Origin of the sequence: Bradyrhizobium barranii subsp. barranii (genome assembly GCF_017565645.3) — a bacterium.
Taxonomy (GTDB): domain Bacteria; phylum Pseudomonadota; class Alphaproteobacteria; order Rhizobiales; family Xanthobacteraceae; genus Bradyrhizobium; species Bradyrhizobium barranii.
The window spans coordinates 8,982,044-9,008,315 of the sequence record NZ_CP086136.1; the positions used below are offsets into that span (position 1 = coordinate 8,982,044).

The following is a 26,272-nucleotide window of genomic DNA, read 5'->3' on the forward strand; positions in this document are numbered from 1 at the left end:
TCATTTCTCCATCTCGCGCCCGGTCAACCGCAAAAACACGTCTTCGAGATTCGGGGGGCGCTGCAGAACGCGAAGGTCCGTTCGCCCGCGCAGGTGCACGCTGATTTCGTCCGGACATCGCGCGTAACAAAAAAGCGTCTCTCCACTCACTTCGATATGCCGCGCATACGGCCTGATCAGCTCCCGGAGTTGATCTAGATCACCGCCATAGATCTCGATCACGTTGCAGCCGATATGCTCGTCGATCAAGGCGTCTGGCTTGCCTTCGGCGATTTTGCATCCACTCTCAAGCACGCATAGCCGATCGCAAAGGCGTTCGGCCTCTTCCATGAAGTGAGTGGTCAAGAGGATCGTCTTGCCGCGCGCAAGAAGAGCCCGCAGGCGTTCCCAGATCAGGTGGCGAGCATGCGGATCGAGCCCCGTCGTCGGCTCGTCCATCACGAGTAGATGTGGATCATTGATCAGAGCGCGCGCCAGCGTCAGCCGCCGCTTCATACCACCGGACAAAAGGGAGACGCGCACGTCCGCCTTGCTTTCAAGCCGCGCAAACTCAAGCAACGAGGGCACAACCGCTTCGATCGTGCGAGCGCTCATGCCGAAATAGCGGCCAAACACAAGCAGGTTCTCCCGCACGGTGAACTCGGGCTCAAGGTTATCGAACTGCGGCACCACGCCTACGCGCACGCGCGCCGCACGAGCGCGGGAAGGCACAGGCTCATCGAGGACCGTAATCTTGCCTCGATCGGGGGAAATCATGCCGAGGAGCATGCGTGCAATCGTACTTTTGCCAGCTCCATTTGGCCCAAGCAGCCCGAAGCACTCTCCGCGCGCAACCGAGAACGACAGGTCATTGACGATAACCTTGTCCCCGAATGACTTTCTCACGCCGACAAGGTCGATCGCCATATTGGACATGTTCATCTTAGGCTGACAGAAGTCGTTCCGTAGGCGATGACTTCTTGATGACCGTTTTGCTCCAGAGCATGCCCTCGCACCACACATGCTCGACGCGCCCCCATTGGCATGCCGCCGCAGCATCGGGAAAGAATCCCCGTCCATGGAGGTTGGCGCTCGTGGTGCAGAGCAGCGGAATGCCGGTGAGTTGCTCAAATTCGATGAGAAGCGCAGCAATTTTGTGAGGAGAGTTGCGGGAAATTGTCTGCAGCCGCGCCGAGCCGTCGAGATGTACCACTGCCGGGATCTTGTCGCGCCAATTCGCCCGGGTTTGGTGATCGAATAGCATGTAAGGATCTGGCGTACCCGGGCTGAAGATCTCCGGCGCACGATCTTCCAGACAGATCGGCACCACCGGCCGGAAGTGTTCGCGCCGTTTGATGTCGTTGAGATGATCCTTCATCTCCGGGGACGTTGGGGCCGCAAGAATGCTTCTACCGCCCAACGCCCGCGGCCCGAGCCCGGCACACCCGGAAAGAAAGATGACGGGCTTGTTGTCAGCAAGAATCGTGGCAAGTTCAGGCAGACTGCACGGCGCCGCCTCCCAGTCCGGCGGAACCTCGCTCTCCTGCAGGGCGGGGCCACTGTAAACTGACCATTCCAACGGCTCGAAGCCATCTTGCGCTGCCATAGCGCCGCACGCCGCGCCGATTGCCGAGCCACTGTCATTTGGAAACGGCGGCACCCAGACATCATCGAATAATCCGGTCGCGCGAAGCGCGCTGTTCCATTTGATGTTGAGACCGCAACCTCCGGCGATGCATAGATTTCGCGCTCCCGGAAGCGACGAGTGCCGTAGCAGAACCATCGCGATCTCCTTAACGAGAAGACGTTCCAGAAACACATGAAACGACGCGAGGACGTCCTCCGCGCGCTTGGCCTTCAGGCGCAATGCGCTTGACTCGAAGAAGTCGTGAATAACTGCGAGAGACGCTTCCGCATTTTTGATGTTTTCGCGGTAGCGACGAGCCTGCTCCGTGTCAGCCGCTAAGCGCGTTTCATAAAGCTCCTGGAACACTTCCACGATGCTTTCGTCCACGGAACCAAGCTCGATGTAGGCCATCAGCTTGCCAGCAATGCCCAAATCCCAACTGGAGCGGTTCGGCTGCCGGTATGGGCCGAAGTGAAGGCCCGCGGCGGCATAGGCATGGCCAATCATCGGAAACAGCGATCCGATGAGCCGCGCGCCCTGGGGCTCGACATAGTAAAGGCGTGGAAAGATACAGCCGTCCCATACCAGACACAACGCGGGTTTCCCCGCGCTGGCGAAAGGACTGGTGCTATATGCTGAGGCGACATGGCCCGTGACATGCGGGTAGCTCTTATATGGAAACTCCTCGCCTCCGAGGAGGAGGCCATAGCCGTCGACGGAATCAAGGAGGCCCTCAGCATGACGCTCGACATATGGCGCGCCTTTTAGCGCGACCGGCACCGCTCCGCTTAGGAGCTGGAACTGCGATTCATTCTCCCCGTCCCAGCCATCAATCACGAACTGATCGATGTCGCGCGGATTCAGGCCATGCTCCGCCAAGGCGAAGACGACTGCATCGAGATTGTCGACGGACTGATAGCGAGGACCATTGCCGCGCTTCTCTTGCTCGACGCAAAAAAGACGCCGACCGTCCTCGACGACAGCAATTGCTCCGTCATGTGTCAACTTTATTCCGCAGATGCGCATACGTCCTCCTGGCCTAATGACCGGCGTTTGATTGTGCCGACGCGCCGCCCGGCTTCAGAAACCGGACGATCAAGCAGTCTTCGCTCGCCGACCCGGTGCAGCAGTGCCGGCGCTCGATCTCTGATAGGCTCTCATTGAAGAGAGCGATCACCGTCTCAGCACCGGCAGCATGCCCCCAGCGTTGACATATTTCATCACGCGCAGACCCGAAAATGAGAGTCTCATCTGGCGCAAGCATACTCACCAGGTTGCGGATAGCCTCATGCATCTCGACGACGTCCCTGAGGTAGTAAAGAACCTCAGCCACGACAATCAAATCGAATTGCTCAGTGGTCGAGAACCGCTGAATGTCGCAGGTCACCCAACTAATATGTGACCATTTCCCGGTCCGCAGTCGCGTTCGCTCGATTGCCTGCGGCATGACATCCACGACCGTAAGTCGCTCGCATAGCGGCGCCAGCATCTCCGTGAATGCACCGGCTGCACATCCTACTTCGAGCGCAGACGCCGCGTCTCCGTCGCGGCGCGACATCCGGAGCATTTGCGCGTATCGCTGCTGCTCGAACGCACTAGTGTCGAGGCGCCACGGGTCGTCGACAGCCAACTCTCGCTCTAATAACTGATGGTTTTCGTCCTGAGTCATCAGCCGACCACTTATTTGTAGACAGTCGAACGATCGCGACCGGAAACACTCTCCGTCGCCGCCAGGCTCGATGGAGGCTGCGATAACGCCGCCTTACGAATAGGAGCAGGCGCCCCCCTACACCAGCAGGACTTCGTCCGGCATTCGGGTGCAGGATGACAGGCTGTTTCCCCTCTTCCGTCGGCATATCGGTGACTTTCCGAGATAGCCAATCGCTATTGCTCAATGTACAAAGCGCATAGGCCTTCAAAGGCAGTAAGAGACAGATATTGATCGGCGTGTGGAGCGAGAAGCCGATAAACCGCAGCTCGCGGGCACGAAGCGCTGCCACACAGCACCGGACCGTAGTCATTGCAGCAATCGTCAATCCCGTCCACCAGGGTATAGAGCCATCGATCAGGAGCTGTGCGAGCGCAGCAAGTGATGAAATGGCGAGGAGCAATGGGCCGAGATTTTGCCCGATAACGTCTAGCGTCAAATAACCATCGAGCTCTGGCAGCAGGCGCCAAGCAAGAAACGTATCTCGAAAGGTACTTCGCGCCCAGCGGAGTTGCTGTCGTAGATATGGCCGAAGACTGTGCGGGACGACTGTGGCTGCTATGGCGTCCGGAACGTATTCGGTTCGAAACCCCGCCTTGAGCATGAGTATCGTTAGGTGGCGGTCCTCGCCGAAATCGCTCGGCTTCCCACGAAAGAATTGGGCTTCATATTGATCAAGAAGCAAGGCGAGCGCGGAACGCCGATACATGGCACATGGGCCGCAGCAACACATGACGGCACCGAAGCGCGCCTGTGCCGCGCGCTCTTCGTTGCACGCGAGCCAATATTCCATGTCGATCAGCCTGGTCAGCCAGGTCTGGTTGCGATTGCTCGCGATCAGCTGACCCATGGCCGCACCGATTCCCGGGTCATGCATCTTCAATACAAGCTTCGTGACGACGTCGGCAGCAAGTATCGTATCGGAATCGACGTTGAGAACCAGATCACCGGATGAGCTGCGTATCGCTGCGATCTGCGCCTTGCGCTTTCCCACATTGTTCGCCAACAAGATAAAACTGAATCTCGGATCGCTCGCATATATCCGGTGTACAGGCGCGACAACGTCGCGGTTTGCCGATCCGTCATCGACCACATATACCTGCATCTTTCCGGCGTAGTCTTGACTGGCAATCGACTCCAGACATTCGGCGAGTGTGTTCGGATTCTCGTTGAAGCACGGCACGATCACGTCCACAGCAGGAACGACCACCTCGGCTTGTCCAAGGTTGTCCAGCGATGAGTTGATCGCCGGCTGAGCATAAAGCGCTTGCACGCTCTTATAGATCGTCGATAGGAGCGCATAAGATGAAACGGCGGCAGCACTGGTCGTCGCGAGCAGGTCCATGGGGTGTCGTTTTTTCAGTGGAGTTGAGGGAGTGGACGGATTACAAACCCGCGCCGTTGTAGTGCTGGAATGAGATATGCCAGCGCCGTCCTGGTCTGATCGCGCAGCGTAGAGCCACTGGGCAATCCCTCCTCATCGGGAGGATATCCGTCGTGCAGGAGCACAATTGCACCCGGGCGTACGTTCGCCAGTACGGAATTCACAATTGCATCACCCCCGGGGCGGGACCAATCTCTAGGGTCGACCGACCAGTGCAGAGCCGTGAGACCAGCGCTCGCCGCCACTGCGAGCACATCTCGCGTCCATATGCCGTAAGGCGCTCGCATATGCCTGGGCGAGGCCAGCGGGCACGCCAGACGGATGGCTTCGCTCGCCGTCAGCACCTCGTCGTGTAGCTCCGTAGGTCCGCATCTGGATAGATCAGGATGGGTCATCGTATGGTTCGCAACCTCATGCCCTTCCGCAATCATTCGTCGGATGAGTTCAGGATGCTCCGTCGCGTACGTCCCGATGACGAAGAATGTCGCGGGGACCCGATGTTGCGCCAGGACATCGAGCACCTCTGGCGTACAAAATGGATTTGGCCCATCGTCAAAAGTCAAATGGACAGCTCGACTTCCGCCCGCGTCAGCGTAGTCGCAGCGGACAGTAGATAGGGTGGAACGCTCTGTCACAACTCAGGCCCGTTACGATCGATGACAGTCCCGGCCGGCCATTCGCTTATCGAGCGTCCGACCGGAAACACCACGACGATCACGTCTTCGATGCGCGTCGGCGATAAATTTGGATAGACATCCGGCAAGGTGGAGCGGACGCGAATGCCACGCATCAGGGTGGCGAGCCCCTGCCTTTCGACCAGTCGGGTCAAATGTTTTTCGAGGGCCGAGCGAACCGCGCCAAATCCGAATGGAACGCCGAGCTCCTGGAGTGCGGGATACATCACGCGCATTGCGTGGCCTATCCCGTGCCCCTCGAGATCGGGGCGCACCGCATACAACCCCAGTTCGGCCACAGGGAGATCGACTTCACCAACTTTGATGAAGCGGCGCAGTAGCCCGATGTGAGCCGCTACCCCGCGCGCGTCGTAACCAATTACGCGGAGCTCGGGTCTTGCTCCAGCCCAACTTCGGCTCCGCTCAAACGGCTGCGCATTGAACGCACCCGTCGGTCCGTAACTCTTGCGGAAGAACTCCGCGAGCTCGGCATGATCGGCGAGCTGCAGTTCACTTTCCCAACGAAGGCTCCACTGCACTTGAGCGCGCCCAGAAGATCCTTCCGCAGTCGGGGAGACGGCAATGTTCATGGCGAGCTTCCTTGCGCCGGTGGAATGAAGAGCGGGGATGGTCACGTCAATTCGCTATTCGCCGAACCGCCGATGAATGCTGAGATGCGCCGCCATGCTCTGTCGGAGCTCGGCACTGCTCGCCTACTCCGCGCCGCTGGCCTTTGCGCGACGGAGCGATCGCTTGATTGCACCCTCGTGCGGTTGATGCCGCGCTCACGATAAATCGGAAGCTGCCAACGAGGCGGTTGGGCTAGCCAGAACCTGTCTGCACCAGCGAGCTTTTGTGCCTGCAGTCGCATCGCCCTCCGGCACTTTGACGTCTGAGGGCCGGCCATCGGCGCGCAAGCCTCATCGATGGCGCATCGGAGCGGCATCAGATCACACTGGCTTTTATACATCTTCGACACGCCCCACATGCACTGGACAGGCGAGCCATTTGGAACGGCGCCTGGAATTCTTGGCATCCGCAACCTGCGTCTGCCTCTATTCTTCGACACTAGAATGAGGCTGAACGCGCCCTCAATTGTACGCGGGTAAACCTGAAATATGGAAACGGATGATATCCGCATACCAACGTTTATCGGGACGCACTTGGCGTTCGAACGGCCACGCTTAAGGAGAAACAACAACGCGCCCCCATGGTGCGCTCCCACGTCTGGGAGCTCTTCTCTTAGCTCACGTGAACGACCGGAAACCATCGTGGCGCGTCTAATTGCTTTTTCCAAACTTCAGTTTGCTATCCAACCTCCCCCAGTTTGGTAAAATCGATTGTTTCGATCGAACACATCCACACGATGGATAGACTCATCACATGCGGTTCAAGGGACTTGATCTAAATCTTCTCGTTGCGCTCGACGCCGTGATGACGGCGCGCAACCTCACAGCGGCGGCTCGCAAAATCAATCTGAGCCAGCCTGCTATGAGCGCTGCGATCGCACGGCTGCGCACCTATTTCCGCGATGAACTCTTTACTATGAGAGGTCGCGAACTCGTCCCGACACCTGGCGCGGAAGCGCTTGCAGGTCCGGTTCGCGAGGCCCTGCTGCACATCCAACTCTCAATCATATCGCGGGACGCGCTCGACCCTGCTCAATCGAGCCGACGCTTCAGGGTCATTCTCTCAGATTTCATGACGATCGTTTTTTTCCGCAGAATTGTGGACCGCATGGCGCAAGAAGCCCCCGCGGTGCGCTTCGAACTGCTGCCATTTTCTGATGAACCGGATGAGCTGCTGCGGCGGGGCGAGGTCGACTTTCTCATTCTGCCGGAACTTTTCATGTCGAGCGCGCACCCTAAGGCGACGCTGTTCGACGAGAGCCTCGTATGCGTCGGATGCCGCGCGAACAAGCAGCTATCCCGGCAGCTTACGTTCGAACAATACATCTCGATGGGGCACGTTACTGCCAAGTTCGGACGCGCACTGAGACCGAACCTCGAAGAATGGTTTTTGCTTGAGCACGGCCTGAGGAGACGAATTGAGGTCGTCGTGCAGGGCTTTAGCCTGATTCCGCCCCTGTTGCTAGACACGAGCCGTATCGGCACGATGCCCTTACGACTGGCCAGGCACTTCGAAAAGCGGATGCCGTTGCGGATCATCCAACCGCCCCTCCCCCTGCCCACATTCACAGAGGCCCTGCAGTGGCCCTCATTCCACAATACCGACCCCGCGAGCATCTGGATGCGTCGGATATTGCTCGAGGAAGCATCCAACATGGCATCTGGGGACCAGGAGCCTCCAACTCGCAGGCGCTGTTAGGCTTACCTTAAGCTGCGCTCTGAACATCCCCGGCACACTGTAGAACCTTCGACGTGCCCCGTTTTCTTTCGTCTCTCCAGGGTATGGAGGTGAGAAGGAGCCAGAGACGCGCAATGCGACGATCGGTCGCGAAGCCTTTTCCAGTTGTGCGCGTGGTGACCTCGAAGGTGCGGTTTGATGCGCTCACGACGCATTCAGGCTACGTCCGGCAACCATCGCAGAAGAATATGCCTCCCGTGCAAATGTTTGGCTCTATCACTAAAATGTCTTGAACCGCACATTGCGTCAGGTTGTAGGTTGCTCTCGTGACAAGCGCTGCACGACACAGCTGTCGACACCGCGCTTTGGCACGCTGACGAACACTGGGCTGATCTGCCATCAGCGGACTGAACGACCCTGCTGCGTGGCCGGCCGGAACCGGCAAGACCAATTAGCTTGGAGCTCCCGACGCTTTCCCGCCGCTGCCGATCGGCTTTCCGCTTGCTCTCCATTGTTGCGGTCATCTCGCAAGCTTCCTTTCCCGGGCGCAGGAATGAGCCGATGTCCATTGGGGCGGGCCAAGACGATTGCTCCAGGCGCTGGCGCCACCGCACGCTATTGCGCAGCAACGACGTTTGTGCCGGATAGGAAGAGATGCGTTTCAAAGGTCTGGATCTAAATCTTCTGGTCGCGCTGGATGCTCTAATAACTGAGCGCAACCTCTCGTCAGCCGCACGCAAGATCAATCTTAGTCAGCCGGCAATGAGCGCAGCCGTTGCCCGGCTGCGCAAGCATTTCCGTGATGAACTGTTTGGAATGAGGGGGCGCGAACTTGTCTTGAGCTCACGCGCGGAAGGGCTCGCGGCTCCTGTGCGCGAGGCTCTGATGCACATTGAACTCTCGATTATGGCCCGACATCCGTTCGACCCAGCTCGATTGAACCGCCGATTCAGGATCGTCCTTTCTGACTTCGTAACAGTTGTGCTCTTCCGAAATGTCGTAGCACGCGTCACGCGAGAAGCCCCCGCCGTCAGCTTCGAATTGGCTGCGCCGACCGATGAACACGAGCTGCTCCTCCGCCGCGGTGAAGTCGATTTTGTTATCCGGCCAGATTTTTTCATGTCCAGCACGCACCCCAGAGCGGCCCTATTCGAGGAGCGACTCGTCTGCGTAGGCTGCTGCACCAATAGGGAATTACAACCCCGGCTTACATTCGATCGATATATGTCGATGGGTCACGTTGCAGTTAAGCACGGAGGTGCGCCCCGGACGCCAGTTGAGCATTCCTTTTTGACTGATCTCGGGCCCACGCGGCGCATCGACATCCTCGTGCAGAGCTTCAGCATGATCCCGCCTCTCATAGTTGGGACGAACCGCATAGGCACGATGCCATTAGGGCTCGTGAGGCATTTCCAAAGAACGATGCCCCTTCGGATCGTTGAGCTTCCGCATCCATTCCCCGCCTTCACCGAGGCGGTCCAATGGCCCTCACTTCACAACAGCGACCCGGGAAGTCTGTGGATGAGGGACATTTTGTTGCAGGAGGCCACCCGCATGGCAACTACACAAGAGCTCCGTGTGACCAGCAGCCCGGAAGACGCGGAGCCCCCGGGACATTTCGTGCGATCCGTCTCACCGTTGCCGTAAGCACATTCGCGAAGTCTACGAACCTCACATTCCAACACTTGTCTCAACACACAATTCCTGCTCGCCTGGCTTGCTCTTATTGCCGGGGGAAAGGATCCTTGCGGCAGGCAAGAGGCGCTTTCGCTCTTCGCACCTCCGCCTCGGGGGCGAGAAACGGCAGACTGCCGACTTGATGCTTTTAGGGACGGGAACGGAACGGGGCCGGCGAGCGACGGAGCAATGCCTTCGCACTGAAGCTAGGCGTTTACGTTGCAACGGCCGCGGCAGGGCGCAGCTCTCTCAAGAAGGTAGGCCAGGCACGGAGCTCTTGCCGTCAACTCCCTGGGTCGGTAGTTGCTCCCGATGAACGGAGATGATCAGCTTATTCGGATTCCTACCACCGTTCCCACCGTTCATTGTGAGCATAGAGATCGTCGGACTTGCCGTGCCGTCGAAGCTAGCATCGCGAACGCGTGTGGCCTGAACGCATCACACAGCAGCACATCACATCCTCATCGCTTTGCGCCGCAGGTATGACTTCTTTTGGCCCTACCGCAGCCAAACGTCTTGACGACGTGCGCTGCGCTTGACTCAATTTCAAACAAGGAGCTGAACGTTGAAGCTTTGCAGCGGGGTGTTCGATCCAGAAGAGTTATCTGCCCTCGGACGGCTTTATGACGGCGCCGTCGACGCGCTACCTCCGTCGATGCGGAGTCCAGAAAACTGCGCAGCAATCGCCAAACTTATCCTGGAGCGTACGGCGGCTGGCGAGGCTGAACTGGCACGCCTGGCGAACTTGTTGATCACCCTTTCTCCTGAGGGTTGATCAGCCGCCATTCTAAGGATAGTCACCACTCGCGCGCATGAATTAAAGGCGATTCAACTGGAGCTTAGAAATCCGCTTGAATCATACGTGACGTCAGGTTGTAGGCTTTGAAATTGAACAACATGAACAGAGCTACACCAAGACGGCGTCGATGGCGCATTGGCGAACTTGCAGAGGCGACCGGAGTAACGGTGCGCACGCTGCACCATTATGAGCACACTGGACTGCTAGCAGCGACAGAGCGCACTGAGGGCGGTCACCGGATGTATGACCGCGAAAGCGGGCAACGGGTTCATCAGATTCGCGCGCTGCGTGAGCTTGGCTTCTCGCTCGTGGAGATCCGTAAAGCTATGGAGGGGACGACCTCACTCACGGACTTGCTGCGCAAACATCTAGAGCGCATAGAAGTCCAAGTCGCGCGCACAACTCTGTTGCGCGACCGTTTGCGCAACATGACCATCGACAGCGAGGCGCAGGTAAGTGTGGATGAGCTGCCTGCCACCCTGAACGCCATGTCGCGCGCCGAGACGCGGAGTCAGACGTCCCGGTGCACCTGCAATTTAGCTGCGGAGCGAGAGGACCGCTGGCGGCGAATCCGTGATGATCTTCGCGACTGCATGGATGGGGGCGAGCACCCTTGCGGAGAGCGCGCAAAGGCTGTCGCGGTTGCAGCACGCTTGCTGATCAGCGAAATCGCCGGCGACGATTCACGTGTTTCGATGATCCTGAAGGTACTTGCACGATTAAGCGCGCCCCGCAGTCTGGCTGGTTGGGATCCCTGTCTAATGCAATATCTCGATCTTGCCCTTGGCGGATTGGAGGATCAGCCTTACTGACGCATTCATGGCGGGTTCCACACGCCGGTTAGGGCAAGCTAAGAAACGCTAGGTGAACCGGCCGCTCTCCGACGCGGCTTGGAGTTTTACGGAATCAAACGGAAGGATTGTCACCGCCGGTCGATCCGCGTCCCTGACGCCTCCATCGCTCTTCCCAAAAGGGCTTGATCCGCACGTAACGTCAAGTTGTAGATCTTACCGTAGTTGGCGGCTCGCCCGGCCAACGCAGGTTTGCCCAGCAAGCAACGCCTGTCTACAGGCGTGGTTGACTACAACCAGTTGCGGTTCACTTCAGGTGAGCATTGGAAGCTCTACAATGGTAAATAAGCGGCATGCCTCTCTTGCGCCTGCGGCGCTTCTCTTCTGCGCTCTCGTCGCTCCGTCTGCGCGCGGCTCTGAAATAAAGATCGCCGTGGCTGGCCCAATGACCGGAAGCAGCGCTGCATTCGGCGCGCAAATGCGCGATGGTGCGGCTGCGGCGGTCGAGGTCCTGAACGCCTCAGGCCAGCTTCCCGATAATGCCAAAACTATATTGAGCGTCGCTGACGACGCCTGCGACCCGAGGCAAGCTGTCGCAGTCGCGAATAAGCTCACGACAGAGCGGATCCTGTTGGTGGTTGGCCATTTTTGTTCCTCTTCGTCGATCCCGGCCTCCGACATCTACGCGAAGCTGGCATCGTCCAGGTGTTACCAGGCTCGTCAACTCCTCAACTAACAGAGCACGGCCTTGAGACTGTCTTTCGGATCTGCGGCCCGACGACCAACAGGGAGCCGTTGCCGCCGAGTACATTCACACGAATTATCGCCTCGAGAAAATCGCGGTGCTGGACGACAAGAGGACTGCCGGCAGGGGGATTGTCGACGTGGTTGAAGCCCGGCTTCATCGATTGGGACGGCAGGTGAGCCGGCAAAGCTATGTTGCCGGTGAAAGGGGCTTCAGAGCCTTGCTCTCAAGAATGGAGAAGGACCGGCTGCGCGTCGCCTATATCGGCGGCTACCACACCGAAGTCGGATTGTTGGTACGCCAGGCAGCAGAAGCAAAAGCAGACCTCACGGTCATGGCGAACGATCCGCTGATGACCTCCGAATTCTGGGCCATTACCGGCAGCGCTGGGAATGGCACATTGTTTACCTTCATGCCCAACCCCGCTGGGAACGCCAATGCTGCCAGTGCGGTCGCCGGACTCAAAGCTTCCGGGCTGCCCGGTGAAGGCTACACACTATACGCTTGTGCCGCTGTGCAAGCCTGGGCAGAGGCGGTGAACCGGAGCGGCTCCTTCAATGCTGACCGGGTCGCCAGCGCGCTTCGTTCCCGACCGATCGACCGGTTCGACAAAAGGAGGGACAACTCGGCTTCTGGATTTTTGGTTTATCGCTGGCGCGACGGTCATGTCGAGCGTGTCAAGAAGTACTGATTTTCATGCAACGCAGCATTCCCCACGCGAAGTATCTCGAATGATGAGACGCCCTCAGAACGTTGTCGCAGCAATGCTCGCTAGCGCTTTTATATTCGCTGCTTTTGCAGCGTTTTTCGCGCTCGCTGCGGCGCTCGCAGAGCTACCGAGCGCCGCCCTGCCGAAGGTGCTACGCCCGATGATAGACAAATAGCAGCCCCCTTGTCTGATCCCGTCTGCAGCACTGGCCTCGGAGGCGGCCATTTACCGTTCTGCTAGGTTTGAAGGCATGCCCCTTATGCAGCCAGTGATCGAAGGTTGAGGACTAGTACCCACTTTTCTTGGAACGTGAGTCGTGATTCAAGGTCGGGATGATACCCGAAGCAAGAGAAGTCCACCTTTCGAGGAAAGATCGCAAGGTGCTTGAGGCGTGCTGTCGCTCACCGGTGACGTTGCAGCGCGATTTGAAGCGGGCGCGGATAGTTCTGTTGGCGGCGGATGGGCGCAGCACCCGGTCGATCGCCAAGGAAGTTGGGGTCCAGCCGCGGATTGTCAGCCTTTGGCGGCATCGCTATGCCGACCATGGCCTTGAAGGGCTGCAAGACAAGCCGCGGCCTGGCAAGCAGCCGATCTATACGAAGACGACCGACAAGCGGATTCTGAAGCTGCTGGATAAGCCGCCACCGCAAGGGTTTGCGCGCTGGACCGGCCCCCTGCTGGCCGAGGCGCTGGGCGATGTCGATGTCCAATATGTCTGGCGGTTCCTGCGCAGCCACAAGATTGACCTGGTGGCTCGCAAGTCCTGGTGCGAGAGCAACGACCCGAACTTTACGGCCAAAGCCGCCGATGTTGTCGGCCTCTATGTCGCGCCGCCGGCGAAGGCCATTGTGCTGTGCGTGGACGAGAAGCCCTCGATCCAGGCTTTGGAGCGAGCGCAGGGTTATCTGAAGTTGCCCAATGGCCGCGCCTTAACCGGCCAAAGCCACGATTACAAGCGGCATGGCACCACAACATTGTTTGCGGCGCTCGAAGTCGCCACCGGAAAGATCATCGCGACCCATTCAAAACGCCGGCGCCGCGTCGAGTTTCTCGATTTCATGAACAGCGTCACCGCGGCTTTTCCGAACCGCAAGCTTCACGTCATCCTCGACAACCTCAACACCCATAAAAAGAACGAGGACTGGCTCAAGGCCCACCCCAACGTGCAATTTCATTTCACGCCGACAAGTGCGTCATGGCTCAATCAGGTCGAAGTATGGTTTTCCATCTTGCAGGGGCAGTCGCTCAGCGGCACCTCCTTCACGAGCCTCAAGCAGCTTCAGGAACACATCGATGCCTACGTCAACGCATACAACGACAGAGCCGAGCCCTTCGTCTGGACCAAGAAAAAGGTCCGTCAACGCCGTTTCAAAGGCCGCCGTATCACTCAGCTCTGATTCCGGGTACTAGGAAAGCGAAGCTAACGATTCTTTATGGACAAGCACGGATTTTGTTGGAGGCGTTCGCCTTCTGTCAGATTCGTGCCCGACCAGCATTTACGCATTCTCTAGCCTGGATTATATCGCGCAATCTCAGATCCACGAATGGAAGAGACAGCGGGACGGCACGAAGCAATCAGGCCCACTACCTAGACTATAGCCGAGTATACGGGTAGCGAGAGCTGGTGGATAGCCGGCGCCGGGATGCATGTCTCTCTTGGCCGCGGGGGCACCAAGGTTTTGGCGTCCAAGTCAACGCTACTCGTTCCGCTACTTCGTGCGCTCTCAAGCATGGCGGGTCATCAGCGGCTCAGCCGCCTGCCCGGGCATTCCCTATGCTTCCTAGCCCGGATAGCAGGAGAACCAATCAACCGGCTCCGATGAAGGCGGTGAGATTGCTCGCCTGCGCTATCAACGAACTGGATGCATCCCATCAACACTTTCTATTTTACTAATTGAAGCCAAACACCGCATAAGTCGATCGCCGGCTTAGGAAGGCAGTGTTCACGAATGTCGCGTGATAATGGATCACTTGGTCGCAGAGCAAATCACGTGCTTCTTGGCTGCTTCGAGCAATGTTTGACGGCAAGACACGTGGGGGCACGAATGCAGTGCGGTGACCAGTCGCAGTTGGCGCGCAATCTACACGACGTTGCCTGCCCCTTTGGGCATGATACTTGATTGCTCTAAGAAGACAGCTATCACGCACACTCGGCGATGGTAAATGCCTCCGCAGCGTAGAACTCGGGCAGGTGAGTTGGCCTTCGCAGGGGTGCGGGCTGGACCTTTCGCTCTGACCAGGCGGGTCGCCTCAACAGTCCGGCGCTGTTGCCGCGGCTCCAAGCAGAGCAGTACAATCAGCTGTGTGGCCCCGAACAGAGTCACCGCTGTTGCCGAACGCACTGGGCGGCTCGAGAATCCATTCAAATCCCGCGCCATCGGCAACGCTTTTCGTTTTTCCCTAGACGCTCATTGCACTTTTGCAATCCTTTCGCGGCACATATGTGCCCCCTCTTCCAGGGGACCGGAAGCGCCTCCTGTGCAGCAGTCATTTGTCCAGCGAAGCGTCCGCCGTTTGGCGAACGGGAAACGATACCTCTACTCCGCCTGTCTTGCATTTCACCACTTTGGAGAAATACCGTGGAACTTGACCCTTCCAATTCACGCATACAAAACCTCGAGGATCGCGTCGACCTGCAACTCGACATCGTGGCTGGGCTCATGCGCGAAGAAGGCAACGAGCTGGAAGCGATCCGATTACTTAATGCCCTCATAGGCCAAATGATCACCGCGGAACTGGAGCTCGGCCAGCTTGGCGATACAAGAACCGGCCACGGACGAATGCGATTGTCGCAAGACCGTGGCGTTTACCACCCCGAGGACCTTCAGATTCTGGGACGCCTTTTTGATCAGACTGTGGCGGCATTACCGGCCGCGCTGCGGACTTCCGCCAATCGATTGACGATCGCCAAGCTCATTCTTTCACGTGCGGCAGCGGACTGAGATTTCATTTGCGCTTTTTGGAGATTGATGGCGTTGAGCGGACGTTTATGGCTGGGCTGACAGTTACACTTAGGCCGCACACACCAGGGATCGACATTTGCTGTTTATGGGCTCACCGTCCGTAAGCGCGCCGCTTCCGCTGGCCTTTCATATGGCAACAGTTCGCCACCACTTTCGAAATCAGGCTTGCTCTATCTCACGCCGCCGGCGACGCATTCGATCTAGCTGGGCCTTGCTGTCCCTCGACGCCTTTCACGAGCTGCAAGTATCCAAAGCTCGGAAGCGCGCCGCCGATCCCACGCTGCGCCGGCTTTCCTACGCAACTCCGTATTGAACCCACACCGACGGCGCCCGGCCCTTCTTTGCCAAACGACTAAGAATCCGCCGTGGGGAAAGTGCAATTGCCCTTGCATCTCGTTCCCTCTCTTAGGCGCCTGACCGGTAACAAACACCACGGCCGGAGCAGAAAGCCACGCGCAGGTGAATATCACACGGCAATAGGCGTCGAGACTTGTCGCAAAGCAGACAAGTCTCATCCGGAACAGGCTACATCACCCCAAATCCGACGTCACAAGCGCCATTGCGGTTTGAACGCTTCTTGAGAGTGGGAAAAGAGTAGGCGGCCTTTTTCATCATGCTGTGCGCGGCGGCGATCAGGGTGAGACTCCAGCGACAATCAAGGTGAGACTGCGCCGATGGGGGCGGACCGAAGGGAGGGCGTAGCCCGACCGGAGGACCGTCCCCATCGGCGTCGCGCGTTTGCGGACCCGTCTGGCGGCCGGGTGCGGCTGGTGCAAGCTGTTGATTCGTCTCGACAAGAGGGAATCGATGCCTTGCCTGGCTTCCACATCACCGACCACCAGATGAGGCTGTACATGACCTACCGACAGACACTGTCCCCCGAAGCCGCCGCGGCCAAGGCGGGGTTCTCGAAGGCAAGCGCGTATCGAATCGAGGGCGATTGTCGCCCGCCATCGCAGAAGAAGACGCCGAGGGGCCGGCGCCGGTCCGATCCGCTCGCGCAGTATTGGGAGGCCGAGATCGTTCCGATCCTGAAGGCTGCGCCCGGCATCCGCGTGATCGGCGTGCTGGACGAGTTGCGCCGACGGCATCATGACCTGAACCCGAACATCCGCCGCACGCTGGAGCGGCGCATCAACGCCTGGCGGGCGCTCAACGGCCCCGAACAGGACGTGATCTTCCGCCAGCAGCACGAGCCCGGCCGCCTGGGTCTGTCCGACTTCACCGACGTGAGCGCGCTCGGTATTACCATCGCGGGTGAGCCGCTCGATCACCGGCTCTATCACTTCCGGTTGGCGTTCTCCGGCTTCGAGCATGCCCATGTCGTGCTCGGCGGCGAAAGCTTCGTCGCCCTGGCAGAGGGCTTGCAGAACGCGCTGTGGGCGCTTGGCGGCGTGCCGCGGGAGCATCGCAGCGACAGCCTGTCGGCAGCGTTCCGCAATCTGGCCGCCGACGCACGGGAGGATCTGACGCAGCGCTACGCCGGGCTGATGGGCCACTATGGCATGGCGCCAACGCGCAACAATGCGGGCATCGCACATGAGAACGGCTCGATCGAGAGCGCGCACGGCCATCTCAAGCGGGCACTGGAAGATGCGCTGTTGCTGCGGGGGACGCGCGACTTCGCCAGTCTCGATGCGTACCGGGCTTTTGTCGACGAGATTGTCGGCCGGCGCAACGCCAACCTCGCCAAGCCGATCGCGCTCGAGAAGGAGGCATTGGCGCCGCTGCCAAAAGGCCGCACGACCGACTTCGAGGAGAAAGTGATCCCGGTGACGTCGTCAGGCGGCTTCATCCTGCGGCGCGTGTTCTACACCGTGCCTTCAAGATTGATCGGCCATCGCCTGCGTGTGCGCATCTTCGACGACCGGCTCGAATGCTTCCTTGGCGTCACACCGGTCGTAACGCTGCGGCGCGGTCGGCCTGTGTCCGAGAGCCACGGCGGTCATGTCGTGGATTACCGGCACGTCATCCATGCCCTGCGGCGCAAGCCGATGGCGCTCCTCAATCTCGTTTATCGCGACCAACTCTTCCCGCGTGCAGCTTACAAACGTCTGTTCGAGACCTTGCGGGAGCATGGTGATGACCGGCGCGCCTGCAAGGTGACGGTCGAGCTTCTGGCGCTGGCTCACGAGCGCGCCTGCGAAGCAGAACTCGCCGAGGCGATCGCGATGAATCTGGACGCCGGGCAGTTACCCGATCTTGCCGCGCTGCGCGACCGCTTCCGGCCCGAGGCGGCCTCGATCCCGCGTGTCGCCGTCAAGCTGGCGCCGCTCGACGTCTACGATGAACTCGCCTCCGTCAGCGTCATGTCGGGCCGCTCGAACCTGGGAGAGGCAGCATGACCGGTATCGCTACCTCCGTCGATGCTGCCCGTGTCGAGCTGCTTCTCAATGAGCTCCGCCTGCCGGGCGTCAAGGCGATCTGGCCGAAGCTCGCCGCACAGTCGGACAAGGAAGGGTGGCCTGCCGCCCGCTTCCTCGCCGCCCTTGCCGAGCACGAGGCCGCCGATCGCACCCGCCGTCGGATCGAGCGACACATGGTGGAAGCGCGTTTGCCCGCCGGCAAGACGCTCGCAACCTTCGACTTCGAAAGCGTGCCGATGCTATCAAAGGCACAAGCGATGGCGCTCGCCGCCGGCGACGCCTGGTTGAAGGCCGGCGCCAATTTGCTGTTGTTCGGTCCACCGGGCGGCGGCAAGACCCATCTCGGCGCGGCGATCGGCTTGGCTCTCGTCGAGAACGGTTGGCGCGTTCTCTTCGCGCGCACCACTGATCTGGTGCAACGGCTGCAGGTCGCGCGGCGCGAGTTGGCGCTGGAGTCCGCGATCACCAAACTCGATCGCTATGACCTCCTGATCCTCGACGACATCACATATGTAAGCAAGGATCAGGCGGAAACCAGTGTGTTGTTCGAGTTGATCGCCGCCCGCTACGAACGACGCTCGCTGCTGATCACGGCCAATCAGCCATTTGGCGAATGGGGGCGTATCTTCCCGGACCAAGCAATGACGTTGGCTGCCATCGATCGTTTGGTCCACCACGCCACGATCCTCGAGATGAACGTCGAAAGTTACCGTCGAAAAGTTGCCCTCGATCGCAAGCGCGGTCCAGGCCGGCCGCCTGTTCACACTACCCCAAACGAACTCGACAAGACTTTGATTGACGCTGGCAGCGCCGCTTGATTGTCGCGCAGCGTCAATCAACGCTTGCCAAGTCGACGGCCAGCGTCAATTATCTCCTGACTCGGCCGCCTCGTCTCATCTTGATTGACGCGCCGCTCTCATCCTGATTGTCGCGCTATAATGCTGGGCTTTAACCGCAACCCGTGGGGGCCGATCTTCCGAATGAAGGAAGAAAAGCCACAATTTGGTGACCGACCAAGAGGCCCACGACGGCAATGAAGGGCACGACAACTCGTACTCGCTTCACTCTTTTCAGAATTTCTTCGAATTGCGCGGGCATTACGGCGTTCGGTCATCGCAACTTCAACAAGCATCTATATCCTCTCCTGAAGTCCCGGGAGTAGCGTGGAAGAGGTTGAAGAGCAGATGTCTTTCGTGCTGAGACACGCAACACAATCCGGTTGCTTTTGAGAAGGTACTTCCTTGTATCAGGATGTCGAGGAGCGTTAGAGATGGATCAGATCTTTTCCGAGCAGGTGCAGGTGCCAGATGCCGTTGTGAGCGTCGCATTTGACAAGGCTTGGAGCTTTGTCGAGAAGGATCCGCTGCTGGCACATAATCTGACGGCCGTCCTTCATAGCCGATTGCGCACTTACCTCGAGTGCTCGATAAGAAACGGCGAACGGAATGCTTTGAATCTGGCCAACGAGGCGATACGCAACTTGCGGGCTGAACTGGCACCGTCGACCGGGCAATGACTCGCTTGTGCCTATTGCGGCGAGAGCATCCGGCGCCGTTAAGGCATTTAGGGCGCCTCATACGGTGGAAAATTCGGGCCAGTGCGTGGTCGAGCAGACTTTTCTCTAATCATGTGCGGCCCCGCTGAAACGAGAGCGCTCGAGAAAGCTGTTGCCTCTGCAGCTCCTCTGGCGGCCGAGACCAGGAAGCTGAACACCAGGCCCAGACGGCGGCGAGACGGGGCGGCCGCGCTGGTATTCGCTCGCGCCAGGAAACCGACCACGGTGACCTTGAGCTCGGCACGATCTTGCGCAACTTCAAGCAAGAGCACTGTCTAGCACGCAGTGGGCTTCCCGACCCATCAATCAAGGTCGAAGTTGACGGACCATCGAGCTAGACTTGTGGTCGTTCCAGAGCCAAAGCGATCGAGCCTGCAATCGATCGGCATCGCGTTGCTCGCGATTGCAAGCGATAGCACGTCCGTGTTGCCGGAAGAATGACCTTAAGCGCCTGAGGCGTGCCATCGATCCAGTACTGTAAGTGCGGCTGGGCGTTGCCGCAGCTTAGCGACGGAAGGAGCCGAACACCTTTTGGCTTTGCTCCGCGTCGCAGGTGATCATGAACGATCATTTTCAAAGAGGATGATCCGCGCGAGGCGACCACTGCCGAGCCACAGCGTCTCGGTAGAAGCAAAGCAGCGGAAACCGCGAGCTCCGCAATCTGACGCCGCGGGCGATTGGGCACGTTTCTTTCCAAGACATGTTGTGCGCCAGTTACAGCAATTCGCGTTCATGTTGTTAAACGGCACGGTGCCTGGGGCACCTAAAGGAAACAACACGCGAATGAAAAAGATTCTTATTCTGACTGCATGCATCGGCGCACTCTGTGCGGCCGCCCCCTCATTCGGCACGGATCTGGCCGGGCAGCCCGTCAAGGTCAAGGCGGCACCGCTGCCGGTCGCGGCCCCGATTATCGATTGGTCCGGCTACTATATGGGCGCAAACGGTGGCTGGGGAACGAGCCACAATTGCTGGGATTTCAATGGCATCACTTCCGAGGGCTGCCATAATTCGACTGGCGGTACCGTTGGCGGCCAGATCGGCTATCGTTGGCAAATCTTCAACATGGTGTACGGCCTCGAAGGCCAGGGCAACTGGGCCGACTTCCGCGGCTCCAATGTCAGCACCGCCTTCCCGACAGACACCGTTGGCACCACGACAGATGCATTCGGCCTACTCACGGGCCATATCGGATACGCGTTCAATGCTGTGCTCCTTTATGGCAAGGGCGGTGCTGCGGTGACCAGCAACACCTATTACGTCAACTCGGTGGCAACCGGCACCGAGCTTGGCAAAAACAATGATGTGCGTTGGGGTGGCGTGCTGGGCGCCGGTGCCGAAGTCAGCCTCACGCCGAACTGGTCAGCGGGCGTCGAGTATAACCACTTGTTCATGCAGCGCAGCAACATAAGCTTCCCAGCGGCCCTTGGCGCGGATCGCGCGCACCAGGACGTCGATCTCATCACGGCACGGCTCAACTACAAGTTTGGCTGGCCGTTCGCCAGATAAAGATCTCCACGCGTTTGGATGAATCGGGACCCCGGCCCGCGGTCGGGGTTCTTTCCTCAGCTGTTCCTCTCCCTAAACCCCTGTCCGACGTCCCGAGCAAGCGGTGCGGGCTCATCTGAGCAAAGAATCACCCGCTGGTGGAGAAAGCCATGCTCCGACCAGTGAGCATTAGATCGGCCGATTCCACATCTTACCGACCTTACGAAGCCCCAGAACCTCACCCAGCGCGAGATGCAGACTTGCCCAAAGGAGGGTTATATCTGCGAGTTCACCGAAAGCACCGTGCTCAACTTGCCAGAAGCTGGAAGCCAAAGATGTGACAGTTGGCGGTCGTTCCTCAATTGAATTCAAAGAACATCGAGGCGAATAGCTATCGCGACTGCTTGAATCCGGCTGGTCGCACCCAGCTTTCCCATCGTATTCTTGACATGAAAATTGACTGCATTCTCGCTGATTTCCAGGATCATCCCAATTTCCCATAACGATTTTCCTTCTCTGACGCCATTGGCCGCATTCGTTGCTCTGCCGGCGACTGCGCCAGGATGATCGCATCGTCAAACAACCGAATAGCGTCATCATCCTTGCTCCGAGGCGATCGACAAAGTGCTCGCTGATGGCGAGCTGGCGAACTCGGAGATCATCGCCTGTCGTCCGTGCGGATCGACTCCATGCGAACACAAGGATGCTCCATCTTACTCATGCCGGCAGTGATAGAAGGGCCGAGGGCCCCGGGACTGTGCTGGCGACAAGAACCGAGCGCACGCACGGCTAGATGCTTGGGTCGGTTTAGCTTGCATGGCGAGAAAACGCAGTCGCGTCCGAACGGTGCTTCGCTTTGTCTCTCGGGCGAGCACGAGGAGATCTTGGGCTCTGAACTACACGTAAGGTAGAGCACGCACCTTTCAGTGCGAGACTCGATCTGCGTCTTGTCAGTACCAATTCCCTGCTTTGAGATGAAGACAACAGAAGTGTCATCTTTTTTCCCAATCTTGCGAATCATCCATCGCTAACCTGTCGCTGATTCTCGGCGTGTGACAGCGTCGGTGACGCGATCGATGAGCTGCACGGAAGATCCGATGCAGACGCCATACTCCCCGCATCGTTGTCCGGCATTTCATCGGGCCCGTCCGGCAGGCCCGGTACAAACGAACCGAACGGACAGAAATGGGCCACGTCAAAAACGCAACAAGCGATAGGCGCAGTCGCGAAACCTGTTTGATGCGGAAGACACTTTGCATGCGCATTCCAGAAGGAGAGGCCCCCGAATCGGACTAGCAAGTGCCATACCAACTGTTGATTTCGCCAAAATCAATCGTCGCAAAAGGACTTCGAATGCGGACGGTTGGTTGCGAGGTAGGTGCCTCGAAGCATTCATGACATGGGGAGGGAAGGCGACAGTACCATTGCGAGCTGCGGCACGAGGTAAGCTACAGCAACAAATGCAGCTCACCTCGGCAGCTCACCTCGGCCGCCCCCTCGAGTGCCGTCCTCTCAGGGCCTCAAACGCCCCCTATTGGGGCCCAGTCAACTACCAACCTCGGCAATTGATGGGAGGGTCCACACATGGCACTCGCTAAGGAACTTGAACTGACTACACCTCCGGCCGCACGATTCCGGCGAACCGCTTAGATCCGCCCCGAGCGGAAATACAATTAGGCCGCACCAGATGCACGAATCATGATGGGCTTGCTAATAAAACGGGCGAAGATCGTCGCCAAGATATGTGAAGCATGACTTCCCTGCTCTTCGCGATCATCTCCCTGCTATATGCGAGCGTTGGCCAGGCTGGCGGGACTGCATTCCTCTCGCTAATGGCTTTTTTTGGTATGTCATCGACAGAGATGCGCCCCACGGCGCTTGGTCTCAACATTGTCGTCGCGGCTTATTCTACTTGGCTGTTCAACCGCAACAAGGTCGTTGACTGGACAATCCTGCGCCCTCTTCTCTTTTCGTCAATGCCAGCGTCGCTTGCCGGTGGCTTGATTGTGCTCGAGGAGCACATGTACAAAACACTAACCGGACTCGTTCTTCTTCTGGCGAGCGCAGTGATGATCATGCAGCGGGGACGAGCTGTCGATCGCGTCGGCGAAATTCCGCTCCGGGAAAGCGTGAGCATTGGCGCGGTCCTTGGCCTCGTTTCTGGCCTGACTGGGGTGGGCGGCGGTGTGTTCCTCGCCCCGACGCTCATCGCACTGAATTGGGCATCACCGAGGCAGACCGTCGCGCTATCACCCCCTTTTATCCTGGCCAATTCCACAGTCGGCTTCGTCGGAGCTCTTTTCACCGGGCAATTTCCCTCTCCGGATTTGGCTCTATACGCTATCTTCACGCTGGCGGGGGCGGTCGCTGGAGCAGTAATCGGCCTGAAATGGTTGAGCCAGACAGCCATCAGATTCATACTGGCGGCCGTTCTGCTCGTTGCCGGCATTCAATTGGTTCGTGCTTAAAGTGGAAACGCGCATCTTTCATGCGGGCGATCCCAGCGCGGTCAGATCGAAGTACAAGGTTTCTGCGAGCCGCGGCTCAAGCCTGGTCCGAGCGCCTTGCCCAACACTGAAAGCCGCCAACACGATCGCGAAAAGCCGTAGGGTCGAGCGAGGGTGAGGCGGATCCGAGCGCGCTCCGCATCGTCCTGAGGCGGACGGTCAGTACTAGATCGCATCCGATTCGCGCTTCCAATCGACCTGCAGGATCAACGTCGGGCAGGCCGGGCGAGCAAACGAGGCGTACGCCGATCTCGGCTATGGCCTGGCGCGACGCTTCAATCAAGCGTGCCGGACGAAGAGCACCTGATCGATGGCGATCCGGCAAGCTCTCACTACCCTGAGGACCGCGCCAGAGTGCGCATTCGACTTGGTTAGGAGCGATAGGGCGATGAACTCTCAATATAGTATTTCTGCAAGGCCGCGCAATCTCCTTTCTCGCGCGCGTGTGGGCTGCGTCCTCATGGAGAATATTACGAAGATGATGTCCACGCTCGATTGGTTTTCGAAACAGACACTTTATCGATCCAGTGTGAATGGACTGGAACGCCAGGATGCGAATCCCATTTTCTGTAATCATGAGGCACAACCTTACACCCCGGCTCCTGCATACATGGCCTCCAGCTCGCAGCGTAGGAATGTTTTGTGACGGGATGATCGACGCCTCACCAGGCGACTTATGTGGAACCGAATCTGGAGGTCCATCGCATTGATGCGACGCCAATGAAGACTCGCTGCATAGATATGCGATCTGGCCGATCAACAGCTGCAACGGCGTTATCAGAAACAAAACGCCTCAACCGATGAAGCAGAATAGAAAGTACAGCAAATCGTTCCGAGCTCGCGTTTGCCATCAGCACGACGTCCAACTCGTTGTGAGTTAGTGACATGTATTTGGATCTGAACGAGACGCCGGCGAACCAAGGCGTCCCGACGCACTTTGCCGGGGGCGTGAAGTGCGCCGAGGCCACCCCAACATCATCAGTACATCCGTGATGATGCTTGCGGCAATGAGACAAGCAGCGTGGCGGAATTGAGGCTCATTGATTTTATGCTGGAAACCAAAAAAGTTTTTCGTGAGCTGCTACAAAAGACTTGAATCGCACGCAGCGTCACGTGCTGCAATCGCACATCGCGCTCTGCTCTAGCAAGTCACTTATCTCCGTGACGCTCCGGCCTTGAACGGGAGGCATCCGTCGATTGCGGAGCAACCACGTCGGCCTTTCCTCGGAAGTCCAGCAACAAGCTCAGCTGCCCTGCTGAGGTTTTAAGATCCCTGTTTCCGTCGCAAAAAGGCAGCACGCCAGGGGGAATGCGGAAACGACGCTGCCCGATGAGCGATTGATACTGCGCACGGCTAGTCGCGGTACACCGCGCTAATTCGAGCGTCCTCGTAGAAATTCATATGCCACCATAAACGTCCGAATAATTGCGGACGAGCGGCGCTCACTTCCAGGCATGAACCCCAACGCTGCGTTTGGCCGTGACGTCGAGAGCAGGCCAGATCTCAGGAACCGTTAGACGTGTTTGACATAACGCAAAGACATAACAGTGGGCATCGGTCAGCTTTATGCCGCTCGACCATGAGAAAGTTAGGCTTTGCAGACGTCTCTCCTGAACAAGTATTGCGACGCTCGCCTGCCTTGGTACACCATATACCCGACCGTGCCGGATTTCTCCGCGACCGTCGGTGCCAAGACTTGTGAGACATGGTTGAGGCGGCTGCCGCCCGACGATCCCGTGTCGCTATACATCCACGTTCCGTTCTGTCGTGCTATCTGTTGGTATTGCGGCTTCCCTACAAGCCTCACTCGCAGCGAGCGACCGATCCGCAAGTACTTGGCGACGCTGCATGCCGAGATACGTTTGGTCGCAGAGCAAGCGCCTCGCGCGCTGCCGGTAAGCGACGTGCATCTCGGCGGCGGGACGCCGACTACTATTGCACCGGCCGATTTTCTCGCCTTGATGGCACTCCTGCGACGCTGCTTCGCGTTCAGCAAATCAGCTACCATCGCCATAGAAATCGACCCACGTGCGTTCACGGCCGAGATGGTTGAAACATTACAAGTGGCCGGCGTCAATCGCGCGAGCATCGGCGTGCAAAGCTTCGACGGGGTGGTTCAGAGGTCGGTCAACCGCGTCCAGAGCGAGGTGCAGACGGCGTCTGTCGTCGAAAGCCTTCGCCAGCATGGGATAAGCCGCATCAATTTCGACCTTCTCTTCGGACTGCCGCATCAGACGGTGCGATCTTGCGTGGACTCTACACGGACGGCTCTGGCCATGCGGCCAGACCGGCTTGCAGTTTTCGGCTATGCTCACGTCCCCTCCTATATGAAACGTCAGCGCCAGATCGATGAGACGGCGCTGCCGGATAATCTCGCCCGCGCCGAGCAAGCCGCGGCTATCGCAGATACGCTGGTCTCGGCTGGCTACCGCCAGATCGGGCTCGACCATTTCGCCCTGCCCAACGACGAGCTCGCGCTGGCGCAGAAAGCCGGTCAGCTTCGCCGCAACTCCCTGGGCTATTCGGCTGATACCTGCAAAACCGTGATCGGCTTAGGTCCGTCAGCCATCGGCCGTCTGCGTGAGGGTTACGTTCAGAACGAGAGCGCAACCGCTTCCTATCACCAACACATTCAGGCTGGTCGTCCGGCAACCTCAAAAGGCTACTGCCTCTCCCCCGAAGATCGCCTCCGCGCCGCAATTATCGAGCGTCTGATGTGCGATTTGCAGGCCGACGTACCAGCGATCTGTGCTGCTCACGGATTTGATCCAATTCCTCTTCTCAATTCGGCCGACCGGCTGGGAATGCTCGCCGAAGACGGGATAGTGGACATTGAAGAGGGATTCATTCGGGTCAAGCAGGAACACCGGTTTCTCGTTCGTGCTGTTGCTGCCGCATTCGACACCTATCTCGACCGTATCCCTATTAACTAAGCCGCGCATGTGAGCAGATCTCAAACATTTAAGCTCTTCGCGACGGAATGATCTGAAGA

21 protein-coding genes are annotated in these 26,272 nt (G+C 58.5%); 14 read left to right on the plus strand and 7 right to left on the minus strand.

Going from position 1 to position 26,272, the window contains the following annotated elements:
* The 6 genes from nodI to J4G43_RS43800 are packed head-to-tail and all read right to left on the minus strand — an operon-like array spanning nt 1 to nt 5,962.
* Entirely contained in the window at nt 1-921 is a 921-nt protein-coding gene (gene nodI / locus J4G43_RS43775) for a nodulation factor ABC transporter ATP-binding protein NodI (RefSeq protein WP_011084827.1), read from the minus strand.
* 1 nt (nt 922) lies between these two features.
* Entirely contained in the window at nt 923-2,632 is a 1,710-nt protein-coding gene (gene nodU, locus J4G43_RS43780; RefSeq protein WP_208088606.1) for a nodulation protein NodU, read from the minus strand.
* Nucleotides 2,633-2,645: 13 nt separating this feature from the next.
* Nucleotides 2,646-3,275, minus strand: a complete 630-nt coding sequence (gene nodS, locus J4G43_RS43785) for a nodulation methyltransferase NodS (protein ID WP_208088607.1) — start codon at nt 3,273-3,275, stop codon at nt 2,646-2,648.
* Nucleotides 3,202-4,659, minus strand: coding sequence for a chitooligosaccharide synthase NodC (gene nodC / locus J4G43_RS43790; RefSeq protein ID WP_011084824.1), 1,458 nt, complete (start codon nt 4,657-4,659; stop codon nt 3,202-3,204). Before nodC ends, nodS begins: the two co-directional genes overlap by 74 nt.
* Nucleotides 4,660-4,673: 14 nt before the next feature.
* Nucleotides 4,674-5,333: a chitooligosaccharide deacetylase NodB gene (gene nodB / locus J4G43_RS43795; RefSeq protein WP_208088608.1), complete on the minus strand. Its 660-nt coding sequence runs from the start codon at nt 5,331-5,333 to the stop codon at nt 4,674-4,676.
* Nucleotides 5,330-5,962, minus strand: coding sequence for a NodA family N-acyltransferase (locus J4G43_RS43800; RefSeq protein ID WP_011084822.1), 633 nt, complete (start codon nt 5,960-5,962; stop codon nt 5,330-5,332). The genes nodB and J4G43_RS43800 overlap by 4 nt, the downstream gene beginning before the upstream one ends.
* Before the next feature lie 793 nt (nt 5,963-6,755).
* Between J4G43_RS43800 and nodD1 the strand changes: the two genes are divergently transcribed.
* The 12 genes from nodD1 to J4G43_RS43855 all read left to right on the plus strand — a co-directional run bounded on the left by nodD1 (nt 6,756) and on the right by J4G43_RS43855 (nt 20,793).
* Entirely contained in the window at nt 6,756-7,700 is a 945-nt protein-coding gene (gene nodD1, locus J4G43_RS43805) for a transcriptional regulator NodD1 (RefSeq protein WP_018646994.1), read from the plus strand.
* Between the two features lie 633 nt (nt 7,701-8,333).
* Nucleotides 8,334-9,326 carry a transcriptional regulator NodD2 gene (gene nodD2, locus J4G43_RS43810; protein ID WP_035696200.1) on the plus strand — a complete coding sequence of 331 codons (993 nt, stop codon included), beginning with the start codon at nt 8,334-8,336 and terminating at the stop codon, nt 9,324-9,326.
* A gap of 595 nt (nt 9,327-9,921) precedes the next feature.
* Entirely contained in the window at nt 9,922-10,131 is a 210-nt protein-coding gene (locus tag J4G43_RS43815) for a hypothetical protein (RefSeq protein WP_014497819.1), read from the plus strand.
* Between the two features lie 122 nt (nt 10,132-10,253).
* A complete protein-coding gene (locus tag J4G43_RS43820) occupies nt 10,254-10,967 on the plus strand; it encodes a MerR family transcriptional regulator (protein WP_026312621.1) in 714 nt (237 codons plus the stop codon).
* 424 nt (nt 10,968-11,391) lie between these two features.
* On the plus strand, nt 11,392-11,682 hold the full coding sequence (locus tag J4G43_RS55500) for an ABC transporter substrate-binding protein (RefSeq protein WP_028154217.1): 291 nt from the start codon (nt 11,392-11,394) through the stop codon (nt 11,680-11,682).
* A 100-nt stretch (nt 11,683-11,782) separates the two neighbouring features.
* On the plus strand, nt 11,783-12,382 hold the full coding sequence (locus J4G43_RS55505) for an ABC transporter substrate-binding protein (RefSeq protein ID WP_245283467.1): 600 nt from the start codon (nt 11,783-11,785) through the stop codon (nt 12,380-12,382).
* Nucleotides 12,383-12,732: 350 nt separating this feature from the next.
* Nucleotides 12,733-13,797, plus strand: a complete 1,065-nt coding sequence (locus tag J4G43_RS43830; RefSeq protein WP_026192128.1) for an IS630-like element ISRj1 family transposase — start codon at nt 12,733-12,735, stop codon at nt 13,795-13,797.
* 1,182 nt (nt 13,798-14,979) lie between these two features.
* Nucleotides 14,980-15,342 carry a hypothetical protein gene (locus tag J4G43_RS43835; RefSeq protein ID WP_014497821.1) on the plus strand — a complete coding sequence of 121 codons (363 nt, stop codon included), beginning with the start codon at nt 14,980-14,982 and terminating at the stop codon, nt 15,340-15,342.
* A gap of 833 nt (nt 15,343-16,175) precedes the next feature.
* The gene (gene istA, locus J4G43_RS43840; protein WP_429798384.1) at nt 16,176-17,708 is read left to right on the plus strand and encodes an IS21 family transposase; all 1,533 of its coding nucleotides are present in this window, start codon (nt 16,176-16,178) and stop codon (nt 17,706-17,708) included.
* Nucleotides 17,705-18,547, plus strand: coding sequence for an IS21-like element helper ATPase IstB (istB, locus tag J4G43_RS43845; RefSeq protein WP_208085241.1), 843 nt, complete (start codon nt 17,705-17,707; stop codon nt 18,545-18,547). Before istA ends, istB begins: the two co-directional genes overlap by 4 nt.
* Before the next feature lie 452 nt (nt 18,548-18,999).
* Entirely contained in the window at nt 19,000-19,245 is a 246-nt protein-coding gene (locus tag J4G43_RS43850; protein ID WP_208088609.1) for a hypothetical protein, read from the plus strand.
* Between the two features lie 822 nt (nt 19,246-20,067).
* Complete coding sequence (locus J4G43_RS43855; protein ID WP_014497822.1) at nt 20,068-20,793, plus strand: outer membrane protein; 726 nt, start codon at nt 20,068-20,070, stop codon at nt 20,791-20,793.
* 347 nt (nt 20,794-21,140) lie between these two features.
* Here the strand turns inward: J4G43_RS43855 and J4G43_RS43860 are convergent, their stop codons facing one another.
* Nucleotides 21,141-21,260 (minus strand): LuxR C-terminal-related transcriptional regulator, encoded by a 120-nt coding sequence (locus J4G43_RS43860; protein ID WP_018646991.1) that lies wholly within the window; start codon nt 21,258-21,260, stop codon nt 21,141-21,143.
* Nucleotides 21,261-22,523: 1,263 nt separating this feature from the next.
* Here J4G43_RS43860 and J4G43_RS43865 point away from each other — a divergent pair.
* Nucleotides 22,524-23,240, plus strand: coding sequence for a sulfite exporter TauE/SafE family protein (locus J4G43_RS43865; protein WP_208088610.1), 717 nt, complete (start codon nt 22,524-22,526; stop codon nt 23,238-23,240).
* Nucleotides 23,241-24,875: 1,635 nt separating this feature from the next.
* The gene (gene hemN / locus J4G43_RS43870) at nt 24,876-26,213 is read left to right on the plus strand and encodes an oxygen-independent coproporphyrinogen III oxidase (protein WP_208088611.1); all 1,338 of its coding nucleotides are present in this window, start codon (nt 24,876-24,878) and stop codon (nt 26,211-26,213) included.
* Nucleotides 26,214-26,272: the final 59 nt, after the last annotated feature.

Bases quoted from the DNA above. Each gene is read 5' to 3' on its own strand.
- nodI (WP_011084827.1), bottom strand. From the start codon at position 921: ATGAACATGTCCAATATGGCGATCGACCTTGTCGGCGTGAGAAAGTCA.
- nodU (WP_208088606.1), bottom strand. From the start codon at position 2,632: ATGCGCATCTGCGGAATAAAGTTGACACATGACGGAGCAATTGCTGTC.
- nodS (WP_208088607.1), bottom strand. From the start codon at position 3,275: ATGACTCAGGACGAAAACCATCAGTTATTAGAGCGAGAGTTGGCTGTC.
- nodC (WP_011084824.1), bottom strand. From the start codon at position 4,659: ATGGACCTGCTCGCGACGACCAGTGCTGCCGCCGTTTCATCTTATGCG.
- J4G43_RS43800 (WP_011084822.1), bottom strand. From the start codon at position 5,962: ATGAACATTGCCGTCTCCCCGACTGCGGAAGGATCTTCTGGGCGCGCT.
- nodD1 (WP_018646994.1), top strand. From the start codon at position 6,756: ATGCGGTTCAAGGGACTTGATCTAAATCTTCTCGTTGCGCTCGACGCC.
- nodD2 (WP_035696200.1), top strand. From the start codon at position 8,334: ATGCGTTTCAAAGGTCTGGATCTAAATCTTCTGGTCGCGCTGGATGCT.
- J4G43_RS43820 (WP_026312621.1), top strand. From the start codon at position 10,254: ATGAACAGAGCTACACCAAGACGGCGTCGATGGCGCATTGGCGAACTT.
- J4G43_RS55500 (WP_028154217.1), top strand. From the start codon at position 11,392: ATGACCGGAAGCAGCGCTGCATTCGGCGCGCAAATGCGCGATGGTGCG.
- J4G43_RS43830 (WP_026192128.1), top strand. From the start codon at position 12,733: ATGATACCCGAAGCAAGAGAAGTCCACCTTTCGAGGAAAGATCGCAAG.
- istB (WP_208085241.1), top strand. From the start codon at position 17,705: ATGACCGGTATCGCTACCTCCGTCGATGCTGCCCGTGTCGAGCTGCTT.
- J4G43_RS43850 (WP_208088609.1), top strand. From the start codon at position 19,000: ATGGATCAGATCTTTTCCGAGCAGGTGCAGGTGCCAGATGCCGTTGTG.
- J4G43_RS43855 (WP_014497822.1), top strand. From the start codon at position 20,068: ATGAAAAAGATTCTTATTCTGACTGCATGCATCGGCGCACTCTGTGCG.
- J4G43_RS43860 (WP_018646991.1), bottom strand. From the start codon at position 21,260: ATGATCCTGGAAATCAGCGAGAATGCAGTCAATTTTCATGTCAAGAAT.
- J4G43_RS43865 (WP_208088610.1), top strand. From the start codon at position 22,524: ATGACTTCCCTGCTCTTCGCGATCATCTCCCTGCTATATGCGAGCGTT.